The 16,121-nt window shown below is 45.9% G+C and carries 12 protein-coding genes; 7 read left to right on the top strand and 5 right to left on the bottom strand.

The annotated features are described in order from the left end of the window. Positions 1–91 precede the first annotated feature (91 nt). From EP181_RS01220 to hisI, 5 genes are all read left to right on the top strand, one after another. Positions 92–1,384, top strand: a complete 1,293-nt coding sequence (locus EP181_RS01220) for a BtaA family protein (RefSeq protein ID WP_127470041.1) — start codon at positions 92–94, stop codon at positions 1,382–1,384. Further along, positions 1,368–2,525, top strand: a complete 1,158-nt coding sequence (locus EP181_RS01215) for a GNAT family N-acetyltransferase (RefSeq protein WP_172959655.1) — start codon at positions 1,368–1,370, stop codon at positions 2,523–2,525. The genes EP181_RS01220 and EP181_RS01215 overlap by 17 nt, the downstream gene beginning before the upstream one ends. A gap of 10 nt (positions 2,526–2,535) precedes the next feature. Then, positions 2,536–3,396: a UDP-2,3-diacylglucosamine diphosphatase gene (locus EP181_RS01210; protein ID WP_127470039.1), complete on the top strand. Its 861-nt coding sequence runs from the start codon at positions 2,536–2,538 to the stop codon at positions 3,394–3,396. A gap of 263 nt (positions 3,397–3,659) precedes the next feature. Further along, positions 3,660–4,739, top strand: coding sequence for a 3'-5' exonuclease (locus EP181_RS01205; RefSeq protein ID WP_127470038.1), 1,080 nt, complete (start codon positions 3,660–3,662; stop codon positions 4,737–4,739). Between the two features lie 55 nt (positions 4,740–4,794). After that, positions 4,795–5,274: a phosphoribosyl-AMP cyclohydrolase gene (gene hisI / locus EP181_RS01200; RefSeq protein ID WP_127470037.1), complete on the top strand. Its 480-nt coding sequence runs from the start codon at positions 4,795–4,797 to the stop codon at positions 5,272–5,274. A gap of 191 nt (positions 5,275–5,465) precedes the next feature. Here the strand turns inward: hisI and EP181_RS01195 are convergent, their stop codons facing one another. The 5 genes from EP181_RS01195 to EP181_RS01175 form a co-directional block, all read right to left on the bottom strand. Further along, on the bottom strand, positions 5,466–8,063 hold the full coding sequence (locus EP181_RS01195; protein WP_127470036.1) for an ATP-binding protein: 2,598 nt from the start codon (positions 8,061–8,063) through the stop codon (positions 5,466–5,468). Next, entirely contained in the window at positions 8,036–8,416 is a 381-nt protein-coding gene (locus EP181_RS01190) for a hypothetical protein (RefSeq protein WP_127470035.1), read from the bottom strand. The genes EP181_RS01195 and EP181_RS01190 overlap by 28 nt, the downstream gene beginning before the upstream one ends. Before the next feature lie 158 nt (positions 8,417–8,574). Then, positions 8,575–9,705 (bottom strand): tRNA pseudouridine(13) synthase TruD, encoded by a 1,131-nt coding sequence (gene truD / locus EP181_RS01185; protein ID WP_127470034.1) that lies wholly within the window; start codon positions 9,703–9,705, stop codon positions 8,575–8,577. A gap of 153 nt (positions 9,706–9,858) precedes the next feature. Then, complete coding sequence (locus EP181_RS01180; protein WP_232023471.1) at positions 9,859–10,344, bottom strand: hypothetical protein; 486 nt, start codon at positions 10,342–10,344, stop codon at positions 9,859–9,861. Positions 10,345–10,379: 35 nt separating this feature from the next. After that, on the bottom strand, positions 10,380–11,369 hold the full coding sequence (locus EP181_RS01175) for a Tim44 domain-containing protein (RefSeq protein WP_127470033.1): 990 nt from the start codon (positions 11,367–11,369) through the stop codon (positions 10,380–10,382). Positions 11,370–12,022: 653 nt separating this feature from the next. On the opposite strand from EP181_RS01175, the gene EP181_RS01170 reads away from it, so the two are divergent. Next, on the top strand, positions 12,023–14,455 hold the full coding sequence (locus EP181_RS01170) for a methyl-accepting chemotaxis protein (RefSeq protein WP_127470032.1): 2,433 nt from the start codon (positions 12,023–12,025) through the stop codon (positions 14,453–14,455). A gap of 182 nt (positions 14,456–14,637) precedes the next feature. Next, complete coding sequence (locus tag EP181_RS01165) at positions 14,638–15,972, top strand: plasmid pRiA4b ORF-3 family protein (protein ID WP_127470031.1); 1,335 nt, start codon at positions 14,638–14,640, stop codon at positions 15,970–15,972. The last annotated feature ends 149 nt before the right edge of the window (positions 15,973–16,121 follow it).

Below are 16,121 nucleotides of genomic sequence, written 5' to 3'. Positions count from 1 at the left end.
ATATTTCTGTTACGTAACTATTATGTAAAGTTCACACGATATTTAGCGGTGGGTTTTAGCATAGAGCCACTTAATTTAATGGTGCACTCTTATGAACTTTACACGCTCTCTTACTTCACAAACAGCCGATAGCCTTAACACCTCCACCGCCACGCCTTCTACCCAAAACTTGCTGGACAATGCGGTGCACAACACCTCAATTTTTTCACTCAAAGGCTTACAAAACCGCTTATTTGCCCGTTGGTTTAATCGCTTAGTGTACCCACAAATTTGGGAAGATCCCGAGGTGGATATTGCGGCACTTAACCTAAATGCACACTCAAGAATATTTACTATTTCTTCGGGTGGCTGCAACGCACTCAATTATTTAAGCGTGCAACCCGAACACATTACCGTGGTCGATTTAAACGAAGCGCACATTGCGTTAATTCGTTTAAAACTCGCGGCGTTAAAACATTTACCTGATTTTGAAGCGTTTTTTGACTTTTTTGGCCGCGCTAATTTGCCCAAAAACATAGACCATTACCACGCCTATTTAAAACCCAACCTAGACTCACAAACCTTGGCTTATTGGGAAGGCAAAGAGCGCGTTTGGGGCAAAAAGCGCATTGAATTTTTTACCGATGGCTTTTACAACCACGGCTTATTGGGGCAATTTATTGGCTTAATTCATTGGACCTCGCGCCAATTAGGCTACGACATCAGTAAAGTGATGCAAGCGCGTACCTTGGCCGAGCAAACACGCCTGTTTGATGAGCATGTCGCCCCGGTGTTTGAAACCCGTTTAATAAAGTTTTTATCCAACCGCCCAGTGGTCTTGTACAGCCTAGGAATTCCGCCCGCGCAGTTTAACGAAATGGTTGAACAATCTAACCAGCAAAACCAAGGCATGCACCTTTTACTGCAAACGCGCGCTCGACGCTTGGCGTGTCAGTTTGACCTTAAAACCAACTATTTTGCATGGCAGGCGTTTAATCGCCAATACGATATAGAACACCTCCAAGCTGTGCCGCGCTATTTGCAAGCCCCGCATTTTAAAGCCGTAAGCCAAGGGCAAAGCAATGTAGAGGTGTTTCACCAGTCTATGACCGAACGCTTAAAAGCCATGCCCGCGCAGAGCTTAAACGCGTATTTGTTTTTAGACGCGCAAGACTGGATGGACGCCCAACAACTGACCGAGCTGTGGCAAGAAGTTAATCGTACTGCTCAACCCAATGCGCGCGTTGTGTTTAGAACAGCGGGTATTACCTCTCCATTAGAAGAAAATTTACCAAGCGCATTATTAAGCCACTGGCGCACCGACACGAACATAAACCACGAGTTTACCGAGCAAGACCGTTCAGGAATTTACGGCGGGGTGCATGTGTATGTCCACGCACAATAATTCTTTTGGCATGCCGTATCATTTTGCCCAAACCGATTCAGCGCAAACAGAGCCTCCGCGTCCCTCGTTGGCCAAGTTATGGACGCATTATTTTCAACTTACCGGGGTAAGCAACAACATCGCCAATGTTAAAACCGAGCTGCAAACCCTGCGTGTAGGCAACGATGATGTGCCCTTAACCATTAACAGCACCGATTACGACAACAGCTATGTCTGCTCGGCCTACACCGCTTACATTACGTATGCGCGCAATGAATTAAGCGTGCTTAAAAACCCATTGTTAGAAGCTGTGTTGCGCGGGGTGATTGGCGTTACATCGGTGGTTTTAAAAGTTGGCAAAATCAACCGTTCGGTGTCTATTAACAATTGGTTGGTGTCCACCAATCTACTGCCCGAATGGTCACCCGAAACAGTGCAAACCCTAACGTTTAATTTAATTGACCGCTATCCTTCACATAATTTTTCTATTCGCTCGCTCAACGTCCAAACCAACCCTGAGTTAATGCACACCTTAACCCAGCAAGGGTGGATTTTGATGCCAGCTCGCCAAGTGTATTTGTTTGACAAACACAACCCCACTTGGTGGAAGTGCAATAACACCCAAAACGACCAACGCTTGTTGCGTAAAACCCTTTTAACCAAAGTGTTGCCGCACGAACATTTAAGTGAAGACTTTGCCGATATGGCGCAGTGTTTTCATCAGCTATTTATTGAAAAACATTCGGCTTACAACCCCAACTTTACTGAGCAATATTTTGAATTTTTGCACCAACAGCAACTCGTTGAGTTTTACAGTTTTAGAAACCCGCAAGGTCGCATCATCGCCACCATCGGTCTGCTTACCCAGCAAGACATTATTACCACGCCCATTGTGGGCTACGACACGCAACAACCCAAAGAACTAGGGCTGTATCGTTTGCTGATGGCAACCTTGTTAAAAATCACGTTTGAACGCGGTCAAACCATGAACCTAAGCTCGGGTGCTGGCGAGTTTAAACGGCGACGAGGTGGGAAACCCGAGGTGGAATACACGGCTCTGTACGTTAAACATTTGCCCTGGGTACAAAAAACCACCTTAACAGGCCTGGCCAAAATCATGCGTACCTTTGGCCCCAAACTGCTTCAATCACACGAAATTTAAGCGAGTCTGCATGCACCTTGAACCCCAGTCGGTTATTAAATTAGTGACTCAATTACACAATCAAACCATTCCAGAGCCTGATGGCTCCCAAACGCATGGCGGGCTTGCTCCAGACGAAACCGCCGTACACCACTATCGCACCATTTGGATATCCGACACCCATTTAGGCTCAAAAGGCTGCAAAGCCGACTTTTTAAGCGACTTTTTAAAACACAACGACTGCGACACCCTCATTTTGGTGGGCGACATTATTGACGGTTGGCGTATGCGCAAAAAAGTCTTTTGGCCACAAAGCTACACCAATGTGATTCGGCGCATTTTAACCCGCGCCAAACGGGGCACCAAAATTGTCTACATTACCGGCAATCACGACGACATGCTGCGCCGTTACTCGGGCTTAACCTTGGGCAACATTCATCTGGTAGACGAATACCAACACACCACCGCAACGGGCAAAAAACTCTGGTGCATTCACGGCGACCAATTTGATGGCGTGATTCAATGTCATCGCTGGCTGGCTTTTTTGGGCGACGGTCTGTATGAAACCATGCTGCACGTCAATCGCTGGTACAACCATCTGCGCCATAAAATGGGCTTTGGCTATTGGTCGTTATCGGCGTATTTAAAACACAAGGTGAAACGCGCGGTTAATTTTATCTCGGCCTTTGAAGACGCTTTGGGCAAAGCCGCCGCCGAAAAAGGCATGGACGGCGTGGTCTGCGGACACATTCACCACGCCGAAATTCGCGCCCTAAGCCCCGAGCTTACTTACTACAACTGCGGCGACTGGGTTGAATCGTGTACGGCGTTGGTGGAAGACCACGACGGCCAGATTTCGCTCATTCATTGGGTAGACTTTAAAGCACCTTAATGTATAACCAGGCCTGGTCATTACAATTATTAGTTGAATTCAAAACCAAAAACCACGTCATTGCGGGCTTGACCCGCAATCTATTGCCGATACGGCGCACGGGGCAGATGCCGTGTCGTGGCACGGCATGACGGTAATTGTGGCACGGCAAACTCACTCACCAGGCCTGGTCAAACTTAAACGCGCCTTAACAATTAACTTCGTACTCTTAGCCACACCTGTTAAAATGAGCGCCTTCTTTTAACTGCCAAAATGAATCCCACATGAGCCATGCCCAATTAATCCTAATCGACAAACGCAATCAACCCCTTAAAGAGTACCTTGTGGCCGTCGCCGCATCCGATGGACTCAATATAAAAGGGGTCGAAATCATGGCCTCGCCCGCCAAAGGCGAAAAATCGTTGCTCAACGCCAATGTGGTGATTCCGGCGCTGGAAACCTACGATTTTAACGTCCCCAAATTGGTCGATGCGGTGTTGGCGAATGTCATGATTGAAGAAGAGTCTTTGAGCATTGCCCAATTTATTGAACGTTGCTCCGAAGAGCAGGCTGTGCGCGATGCCTTGACCAAATCGATGGTCAAATTACGCAAAAAAATAGAAGAGTTATTGCAAGAGTTTTGTCAGTCCGAAGTGGTTGGTCTAATTCAAGAACGCCGCAACGACGCGCTGTACAAACTCAAAGAACTTAACGACAGTTTAAAAGGTAAAAAGGTGGTGTGCATCGACATCGAAGCCACCAATATTTGCACCGATCCCGACGCCGACATTATTCAATTGTCGGCCTGCGACTTAGAAGGCAACGAGCTGTTTAACCAGCTGATTAACCCAGGTTACGACATTCCCGACAACGAAAAACACAACATTACCACCGACATGGTGCAAGGCCAACCCACCTTGGCGCAAGCCTGGGACGCCATTCACGCGGTATTAAAAGACGCCGATGTGGTGTTGGCTTACAGCACCGAAAGCGATTTTATGTATCTTGAAAAAAGTGCCGAGAAAAAAATCTTGCCCTTTGAACTCGACTACAACACCTGGCTGGACGCCGCCCAACTAAGCACCGATTTAATGGGCGCGATGCGTTGGCACAGTGAACGCATGTACTGGTTCTACAAAACACCCAAACTCACCGCCGCTTTCGAGCTTACCTTGGGCAGACCTTTTCCGGGCGACGCGCACGACGCCCTGGCCGACGCCCGCGCCACGGTTGAACTGTTTAACGCCTTATTGTTAAAAGGCAAACAATCCGATGTGGCGCTTAAACCCGCCGCCAAAGCGCAAAGCCAAGCCATTACCAACAACCCGTTTGCCGCCGCGTTTGCCAAAGCGCAAGGTAAGTAAGCCTTAGCACACTTTTTTAGCGCGCCTTTAGCGTGCGTTTACTTGGAACTTTATTATGTCAAACCCCACTCAGCCTCTTGATTTGTTGGCTGCCGACGCCGTTGGCTTTAAACAACTCGAAAACGCACAACAAGGCCAACACATTGATTGGGCGCGTTTAAAAGACCAGGTTAAGTTTGACGAAAACGGTTTAATTCCGGCCATTGCCCAGCAGTTTGACAGCAAAGAAATATTAATGATGGCGTGGATGAACGCCCAGTCGCTGGCCGAAACCTTGCAAACGGGGCGGGTCTGTTACTGGTCACGCTCACGCCAAAACTACTGGCGCAAAGGCGAAGAATCGGGACAAGTGCAATTACTAAAAGAGTTGCGTTTAGACTGCGACGGCGATGCCATTTTACTGCTAGTAGACCAAACCGGGCCAGCGTGTCACACCGGCCGCAAAAGCTGTTTTTACACCACCGTAAACGGCCAAACCGCCACCATAAACAGCAATCCGCTGATTGACCCCAAAGAACTGTATAAACATCTTTGAAAAGTGGATTTAACCAGGCCTGGTTATCTTGATTGGCTCATCTTCAATCCACATTACCGTCATGCCGTGCCACGACACGGCATCTAACGCCGTAACCGCAGTAGATTGCGGGTCAAGCCCGCAATGACGGGGCTTTTGTGGTGCTTAACCGTAATGACCAGGCCTGGTTAAACGCTTAAACCGCATCGCAATTAATGTCGGTTAAATCCAATAATAGCCCACTTAACGACCGCGGCGTTAAACTGGGCTATGTTAATGGGTTTGGCTAAAAAGTCACTCATTCCCACAGCAAAACACATCTCCCTATCTTCTTTCATGGCGTTGGCGGTTAAGGCCACAATAGGAATAGGAAACTTCTCATCGCTCGACTCTTCTTCTTGACGAATCAACGTGGTGGCCTCATAACCGTCAATAAGTGGCATTTGACAATCCATTAACACCACACAATATTTTTTGCCGTGCAAGCGCCAGCTTTCTAAACCCTCTAAGCCATTATTGGCGACGTCTACCGTGGCTCCGAGTTTTTCAAGCAAGCTTACCGCCAACATTTGATTGATAAGATTGTCTTCTACCAACAACACCCTGCGATTTAGCAATGGCTTGTCGCTTTCAATAACTTGAACGCCCGAGCTGTCCACATTATCCATGCTGTCTACACCGTCTACACTGTTTGCTTCTTCTAAAGCCCTTAACGCGTCCGATTCATCCAATGATTTACTGTCGGTACTTTCAGACACTTGATGCAGTAAAATCGGCAACTTAACCCAAAACGTACTGCCTTTATCTTGCTCAGATTCTACCCCAATCGTACCGCCCATTAGCTCTACCAACTGTTTAGTAATGGCTAAGCCCAATCCTGTGCCGCCGTATTTTCGGGTGGTTGAATCGTCGGCTTGGGTAAAAAAATCAAACAGTTTGGCTTGATAATCTGGCGCAATGCCTATTCCGTTATCGGTAACAGACAGCTCTATCTGCGCGCCTTCTGGGGTTAAATTAAGCAGTTTCACACCTACATCTACTTGACCTTCTTGGGCAAACTTAATTGCATTGCTTAATAAATTAAGCACCACTTGTCTAATACGCCCGGCATCGCCGTTAAACTGTTTGGGGCAAATGTGTTCAAAATGGTAATTAACCTCTACTTTGGCATTGTGCGCTTGAGGCATCAGCAATTGCACGCTTGCGTTGACCACATCGTACAAATCAAACGGCTGAGATTCTAGGCGCATTTCGCCCTCATCGAGTTTTGAAAAATCCAATATCTCGTTAATAATGCCCAATAAGGCCTGGCCACTTTGCTTAATGGCATTTAAATAATTACGTTGTGTAGTGTCTAGCGCGGTGTCGTGTAATAAGTCGGTCATGCCCAGCACGCCGTTCATTGGGGTGCGAATTTCGTGGCTCATGGTGGCCAAAAATCGACTGCGGGCTTTGGCTAACGATTCGGCGGTTTCTTTGGCCGTTTGCATTTGCGCTTGCGCGGCTTTTTGCACGGTAATGTCGCGAATAATACTTAAAATCAACACCCCATCGGGAGTTTGCATGCGGCTTAAATCGACCGCAACGGGTATAAGTCTTCCCGATTTAGTCACACCAAACAACTCACGCTCTTGCCCCATTTGATAGCGTTTAACGTCTTGCATGCTTAAATACTGTTGGCGATACCGCACGTGAGCATCGCGTTTGCTGTTGGGCACAAACAAGTCAATCGACCGACCTATTAATTCGGCACGCGTGTATTCAAAGGTTTCTTCTAAGGCTTGATTGACCAAAATAATCTCGCCGAGCTCATTGCTTACCACCATAGCGTCGGGTGAGTTTTCAATTAAATCGTTGGCGCGTTGTTCGGCTAACTTTTGCTCGTGCACCGAGGTTACATAACCTTGCAAACCCACAACTTGACCTGCCGCGTCGTATAAAATATGGGTTAAATCGTAAACCCATCTAAAGCTCCAATCTACCTGATGCATTAACCGGTATTCTAACTCCACCTCGGTTTTGCCGGCCATTATGGCCTGATTAATCAAAACACTCACGGCATCAATGTCGTCAGGATGCACCAAATCCATAAATCCGCGCTGTTCAATTAAGCTGGTCGCATCGCAACCCAACAGGGTGTTTACATTGGGCGACACGTAACGCACGGCCATATTGTGCTGTGCATCTTTTTCAAACAGCACAGTAGGGCCGGCGTTAAACATGGCGTCATGGCGTGAGGATTCTTGCAGTTTTTTGCGCGCTAACGTCACTTTATTAAAGTGTCGCCACACCAACGCCACCACCACCAGCACCATTACAAACAACAACGTTGCCAACCACAGCACCTGTTTTTCGTAACCGTTTAAAGAGCCTACTTTGTGCAACCCGACCACCTGCCATGCGGTATCTGCAATGGGCTCAGAGGCCAACATTCTGGGCAAAATACGCCCTTGAATACTCGGAATATGCGCGCTAGTAGCTGAAATTACGTTTTCAATTGAATGCGAATCGACTAACAAAAACTCAGTTTCAGCCGTGCTAAAGTCGTCTAACAGATGACTAAAGCCGTCTAAAGAAAAACTAATTAACAGCATGGCTTGCTGCGAGCCGCGCTCTAGTTTAGTAATAATATCGTAATGTCGGTACTGTCCATTGTGTTCATGCACCTCTAAAACATTGGGCGTATCCTCGGCCTTTAGCACATTATCAATTTGCTCTAGACACCGCGGGCCCAGTAAATAATTGGGGCTGCCAATTACCGGAATGCCAAGATCATTTAAAATTACAAATTGTTGTGCATCAGCAAACAATGTAAAAATCTCTTCGGAAACCTCTGAAAACTCGTATGGATACCCTCCACCTTCTGAAAGATCAAAATACGGTCTTGATGATGATTAGAAATTGAACGGGAAACAAGGCGATAGTTGTTTACTTTGCTTTGAATTAAACTCGACAAACCTTTGACCGAAATAACCGCCGCTTCTTGTTGACGCTGCTGATGTTGCTGTACCAAATACCACGATGCCAACACCACCACCAAAAACCACACAATCGCAAACATGCCAATCGCAGGCGTTAAAAAAGAAGTTACCAATAGACTTAAGTGGCTAAGCATCGCTTTCATTAATGGACTCATCTGTAAAGCAGCATCTAAAACGGCCATTTTTAAATGGCTCTATGATGACCCAAAGATTAAACAATTTGGGATGAAAAATTATTTTGCATCAACCCCACATAAAACACAAACGCTTATCCGTATATTTAACGCCACGAGCGCAACATGCCCTAGCAATTCAGGTATTAGCAATCAGGTATTAGCGGTTAAGCATTGGCTGCGTGCGTTGGGGCTTGTGCGTCTAGGGTGTGCATAATTTCACGCAGCACCATGGTGGCGTAACTGCCCGGACGCAAGGTAAAACTAACCTGTAACATAAGATTCTTATCAGGCGTTGGTAGCCAATGCCAACTAAAATCCAGCGGCTTAACGCGCAAAGCACGTCTATCTGATTTTAAGCCTAATTGTGTTAAGCCTTTAATCCAATCGGGATACTGGGCACAAACTCGCTCTTCTAACACCTTAACCGAATGCTCAGCTTGACTAACACCATCAGAGGCCAGTAACCCAGTAGGATGCACATCTAAATCAAGCATACGTTGCGCTAAGTTGGCACTGCCGTCTTCTAAAAACCATTTATTAGAACCTTCGAGCTGCAGTACATCGCCCGCCAGCAGCTGGTTCCAAGAACCATCGGCCACGCGCTCACTCAGCATAAGATTAAAGAGCTGCGAACGAACCGCCGATAAATACAGGCTTTTTTGATTGGGTTTAACGCGGGTTAATTCTCCGGCAAACAGGCGTTGTGCCTGTTTTAAATTGTGCCCAAAATGGCCAAAACGTTGCTCACCAAAATAATTGGGCACGCCGTGCTGGGCAATACACGCTAAACGTGTGTCTAAGAGGTTTTGCACCTTGACCACATTGCTTTGCGCACTGCCTTGCACGTCGTCTTGAGTATCGTCTTGCACGTGATTTTGCACATCGCGCACCACTAAGGTAAATTTATTGCCCGACAACCCGCCAGTTTGCAGCTTTCGTCCATGACGCAGCCACTTTAAAATGCGAACGTTTGGAACATTAAACGCTGCAAAATCCGGATTGACCAGGCCTGGTAACTGAATGCTAAACCACTGTCGCGTAACGGCATGACGGTCTTTTTGTCCCGCCACGCCCACCCGCGAGCTAGGCACATTGGCCCACTTAGCCAACTGCTGTAACACCCAATCGGTGTTTTCACCGGTTTTTTCAACCCAACACCATAAGTGCTCACCGTCACCGCTTAATGGGTAGCCAATTTGCTCTTCAACCCTAAAGTCCTCGGGCAATACTTTGTACACTCCCTGAACCAGCGGCACGCCATAGGCATAGGCCAGTAAGCTTTGGTTAGTTTGCATGCATCACCTCTTTTAAGCTCTTTTGTTTCTCACTGATTTATTGCAATCTTGACACCTTATTCGTGCAAAGGTCTCTTAATAAAACAGCCGTTAAAAAATAAAAAAAAAGCCTGGTAAAGCTACCAGGCCTGGTCAAACAGATAAAAACTAAAACTAAAAGCTAACTATACTTTTACAAATCGTTAAAGACTTTTTCGGCAATCGGCAACTCTTTGCCAACAGGTTTATCATTAAAACCTGAACCAACACTTGGCGCACATTACCTGGCACCACATAATCTTTAATAAGTTGACGGGCATCTACGGGCGAATCTTTATGAATGTACAAGTACACGTTACGCAAGTGACACTTGTTATCAGGATCTGACGCAAGTGGGCGCAACATGCCTTCACCCGTAATTTTTACATCTTCTTTAGTGATAATGACCACCTTATGAAAGTAGTCACTTTTTAACGGCTCTTTAAAGCAAATTTGCAAGACGCGGTCAAAGTTACCCGAACCTTTATCCAAGCTGCCTACAATTTGAGCACTGGTTAACGTCACCGGGGCTTTTGAACAAGCACCCAGCAACAAAAAGCTGCTTATTAAGCCCAGCGTTAGCAGGTTAAAAACTGTTTTCTTACTTAACCATCGTTGCATATTAATCTCGCTTTTAGCGTTTAAAAATCCGCAAATTAATGAGTCTGCTGAATACCAGCCACCTGCCAGTTGCCTTCGTTATTAGACAGACGACGAATATGCCATACTTCGTTAAACGCGTGTGCGCCCACCGCTGCGTCTTCTTGAATAAACCCAGTAAAACGAATGCTGACAATAAAATACTCACCGTCCATCGCCATATCAGCAATGTCGGCGTATAACGTATCAATTACGGTCACATTTTCACCTGGCTGCATGCCTTGCATTTCAACTTGCAACGCGGCAAACAGTTCGGGGGTGCAATACGATTCTACTTGAGCCAAGTCTACCGCATCCCAAGCCGCTTGCAAGGTAACAAAATGACTCTTAGCCCCTTCTGCAAACGATGACGCATCAAACCAAGCGGGTGCCGCATCGGCCATTAAATACGTGGCTTGCTCGCTTAACCCTTCGCCCAACGCCGAGCCAATCATCGAACCACTTTGATTAGGGTCGTAAGGCGTATGTTCGGCCGCTTGACGCGTGTGTACCACGGGAATTTCTTGTGCACTTTCAGCACGTTCGTTTTGAGAGGACGACGGTGATGAGGGTGCCGAGTGAGCATACGCCGGTTGTTCAGCACTCTGGGCGCGATTGGCTCTTAAGCGTCTAATAATCATAAACACCGCCACACCCAATAATACGAACATTAAAATGTCCATAATTTGCATGCCTTCAAAGCCGTCGCCAAATATCATGGCCGCCAATAATCCACCCGCCGCCAAGCCCGCCAAAGGCCCTAACCAACGTGATGCACCCGAAGCAGGTTTGGCCGCTGCCGAAGCCGCACCTGCAGCCGCAGGCTTAGCCGGTGCCGCAGGGGTTGATTTGGGCGCGGTGTTAAACGACTTGTCGGGAACTGATTTTGAATAACCGTAACTGCTGCCACCGCCCAAACGCTTAGCGTGTGCGGCCTGAGAAATTGAAAACAAACTAAAAAACACAGTAAAAACCAACCAAAATGTCGGCTTAATTAACGGACTCATACACTACTCCAAAAAAGTAAAAAAACAGATTTGCCATTGTAGCGTTTAAACAAGCCTAATGAAAACGCAAAAGCACTTAAAAAAGTCGTAAAATACTCTTCAAAACCTAAGTAAAGCACTGTTAACCCTGTTAAATACTTGTTTAGCCAAAATATAACCAAACAAAAATAAACAAAATTTGTGTAAAAACTTAAATGCATCAACACATTCTCTGTTAATTTATGCTAAATGAAAACAATGCACGATGGGATGTAAGGCTAAAAGGGTTAACGCTTAAGTGCTCTTAAGCGCTATTGGCTTAATTTTAGTTGACCTTACTGGTGCAAAAATTTCACTTTATAAAAATCGCGACAGACGATTAAATTTTAGCGTTTATGATTATTTTGACGGCTTTATGCATACTGTTTGCAAACCACTTGCAAACCCAATTTTTAGCGTCGTGCATGTATGAAACTCTTGCGCGAATGGGCGCAATAAAAAAGGACAAAAACTTACCTAACTGAGGCAGTAAACACTGTGAATAGCCTGCTATTTACGCGTTACCGCCCAACAAAAGCACTCTTAGAGCGCCCTCAAAAGTAGGAAGATTTTAACCCTTTTTGACCTTGCATCCATTTGTGGAATGTTTCAAATTATCTCTTTTGGAGTCTTTAATGAAACCTACATCCTTATCCACAGCGGTGATTAATCGCATTTTAATTACCGCCGCTCTAGTGCTGATTGGTGCCACCATCGTCATGTTTTTTGTTCGTGAATCTATGGTAACAAGTGCCATTGCTAACGAAACGCGTCAAGCGCACAGCACTCTTGAACATCGCATAGATCAATCAATGCGCATTGGCGAATTAGGTGCGGTGAGTTTTGTAAATTTACCCGGCATCATTAAAGACTTTGACAATAAAGACCACGCCAGCTTACGCGACCGTTTTGCTCAAGTCGCCGACAAATACAAGCAAGACACTGCGTTTAAAAACATCACCTTTTTATTAGTAGACAGCGAAGGTAAATTTTTAATGCGCACTTACGCCAAAGAGCCCGATTCAGGGCGTGGTAAAGACGCCACCTATCGTGGTGGTGTAAGCGATATTTTAGCCGGCAAAAAAACCACTCATTCGGCGGTTGACTTGTCCAGCGGCGGCATTGTAATTGGTTCGTTTGCTGGGGTTGAAAAAGACGGCAAGCGTATTGGCGCGTTAGAGTTTCGCTCGGGCTTTGGCAACATTAACGATGACATGCTGGTTCGCAACTACTTTCACGTTATTTTAGTCAACGATTTGGCGTTAAAAACCTTTAAGAAAGGCGCTGAAAATACCCAATACGGCAAATATCACATTGCTCATAACACTCAATTTAGAAAACCCTCACAAGATTGGTTAAAACAATTTGACGTAGACGCATTGGTGGACGCAGGAATGATTCAAACCAATCAAACCCGTGCCGATGTCTACCCCATTACCAACGCCCAAAATGAAGTGATTGCGTACCACGTTGTGGGCTATAACCTAAGCGTGCTAGACGAACAGTTTGCCCACATTGACAGCATTTTTATGCAGGTAGGCCTAGTTATAACAGGTTTGATTGCGCTGCTGCTGCTGGTGTTATTTGTTTCGTTGCAACAATTGGTTAAACGTCCTTTAAACACCATGAAAGACGCCATTAATAGCATGTCTACCCAAGGCACGTTAAACAAACAATTGGTGAGTCAGCGCAACGACGAAGTCGGCCAAATGAGCCAAGCGTTAAACCACCTGTTTGGGCAAACGCATCAAGCCTTGCAAGAAGCCAACCAAGTGGTGCAAGCCATTGCCCAAAACAACTATCAAAAACGCATGCAAGGTACTTATGTAGGCGACTTAAACGAGCTTAAAGAAGGTATTAACGGCAGTGCCAAAAGTGTCGCGTTTATGATGGATGAACTGGGCAAGGTTATGGACGGACTCAGTCACGGTGCGCTTAATCTTAAAATGAGCGATCAAGTTCCAGAAGCGTTCCGCAATCAAGTTAACGGCGCGTTTAGCATGTTAAACGACGTGGTTCATAACATCACCGCTGTGATGCAAAAAATGCAACAAGGCGATTTTGCCTCACGCGTAAACGTGAATGCACCTGGGCAATTAGGTCAGTTAAAAGACAGCATGAACGCCTCTTTAGACAGTTTAGCTCTGGCCATCAGTGAAATCAGTCGCGTGTTACAAGCTCAAGCCAGCGGTGATTTAACCCCTCGGATTGACACGCCGTTTAATGGCCAATTGCAAATTTTGCAAAACGCGTTAAACAACAGCAACGATCGCTTACTTGAAGTAGTCAACAACGCCATTGTATCGGCACAACAGGTGCAAAACAGCGCACAAGAAGTGTCGCAAGGCGCGCAAGACCTAAACGAGCGCGTGCAACAACAAGCGGCTGCGCTTGAAGAAACCTCGGCCACCATGGAACAAATGAACGCCAGTTTACAAAGCGGCACGCAAAACATTCAAGAAGTCAGCCAAGTCATGCAGGGCGTTGAAAGCAAAGCCCAAACCGGTGCAAAAGTAATGAACGACACCATTACCGCCATGAACAGCATTGAGCAATCCAGCCATCAAATTGCCGACATTGTGACCTTAATTGACTCCATTGCGTTTCAAACCAATCTATTGGCGCTTAACGCAGCAGTAGAAGCGGCACGTGCCGGAGAACAAGGTCGTGGCTTTGCAGTAGTGGCCGGCGAAGTACGCTCGCTTGCTCAAAAATCAGCCGATGCGGCGCGTAACATTAAAACCCTAATTGACGAAAGTGTCGCCAAAATAACCCAAGGAACACGTTTAGCCGACGAATCGGGGCGCATGCTCAACGAGATTAATTTAAACATTAAAGACACCTCACAACGAATGCAGCAAATTGCCGCTGGGTCGCATGAGCAAGCACTGGGCATAAGCCAAGTACACACCGCCATTACCCAAATGGATTCGGTCACTCAGCAAAACGCCGCCTTGGTTGAAGAAACCACCGCCGCCGCCGAAAGCATGACCGAAGTGGCCGGGCAACTCTCACAAGACATGGCCTTTTTTCGTCCACAAAGTGGCGCGCTTAAACGCTTAAATTAAATCCATATCTAAACCCACCTATACAGCCATAGCGGGCGTATAAAACAAAAAGCCCTTAACCAGGCCTGGTCAGTCTGGTTAAGGGCTTTTTGTGTGTGGCTTATTTAGACCTTAAAGCCGGCCTACACATCCACTATAACATCCGCTAAAATAGGGTTTTAACATTAATGTAGACCCAAAAAATGCTATTAAACCTATCAAACATTCAATATATTCGTTTAGTTGAACTGCTGGCCTTAGCGCAAAAGCAGCTGCAAAAAATCAATAATGTCAGCGACTTAATGTTGCCAGAAGAAGATGAATATCAACAAGTTATACAGCACGTTTTTAAACATGGCAAAAAAATGCAAGCGCACAATGCGTTAGAACAAAATCCCAACACCAAACTTTGGCAAACAACCGAAGCGCTGGATGAATATTTAAACGAGGCTCAAGAAGAACATTTGCAAGCTGAATTTTTTGTACAGCTTGGGGCTCAAATGGCGATTAAAGATATGCTTCTAAAACACGCCCATAAACCCAAACTGCCCGATATAAACCTGCTAATGTCATCCAGCGACGACATCACTTCTACCCAGCTTGATATTATTAATGAGTTACAAAACAACGGTTTAATGCATTTTGAGTTTTTAAATAACGCCGACCTGCGGGCGCGTCATCCAGGCATTAAATCGGCAAAACGCCTAGGTGAATTACAAAAAATAATGGCCGATACCCTTGTGTTTAAGCTTAATGGTGAAAACCCCGTTGACCTCACCCACTCGCTTAATGAAGTCGCGACGGTAGCCCCGCTAACCCAGCTTAACCGCGAAAAACCCACCCAATCGACCCAAGCCACTAAAAAAACCCAACCTATTAAACCAACGCCATTTTCTAATGTGGTTGATTTTCCAGCGCCTAAAACGCTTATTAAAAACACCCGACAGGTTATAGAGTTAGCGCAACAGTTTTACACGCTTAAAGTTACTTTAAAAGAGAGCAAACCCATTGTTTGGCGCCGTTTACAAATAGTAGACAGCTGCCCGCTTTCGCTTGTACATCAAATAATACAAATCTGCTTCGATTGGAACGACAGTCATTTACACTCTTTTTCAGTGGGTAAAGTGCATTACGAATCAAAAGAACAGATTGAAAACGACGATTTTAATCAATACGAAACCCACGATGAAGCCGGCGTATTGCTTAGAGATGTGTTGCACAAACCCAAAGACAAACTGCTATATGAATACGATTTTGGCGATGGCTGGGAGCTAAACATTGTTTTAGAGTCGATTCAAACCATTGAAACACCCATAAGCACGCTTAAATCACTGGTTAATTGCATAACAGGTAAGCGCGCTGGCGCATTAGAAGACATAGGCGGCGTTTGGGCGTTAAACGACATTGTGGCCGCGCTTGAAAAAAATCAAGAAATGCCCCCACACCTAGAGCACGATTTACAAATACAACTGTATAACCCCAGCCTATTTTGCGCAGACGAACTTAATAAACGCCTGCACAAAGCCAAATATTTTTAAAACAGTGTAACCAGGCCTGGTAAGGTGTTTTTATGGGATTTTTATGTCGATATTAGAGCCTGGTGACAGGGCGTGTGACAGGACATTGGTCGACTTTGTTATTTAGACAGGGTTGTTTTAGAACGGATTTTATTCATCTACTGCAATGA

The sequence above is a fragment of the Thiomicrorhabdus aquaedulcis genome (genome assembly GCF_004001325.1).
GTDB classification, from domain to species: Bacteria; Pseudomonadota; Gammaproteobacteria; order Thiomicrospirales; family Thiomicrospiraceae; genus Thiomicrorhabdus; species Thiomicrorhabdus aquaedulcis.
Note: the sequence above shows the minus strand (reverse complement) of the source record. Positions and strands in the feature narration are given on the sequence as shown.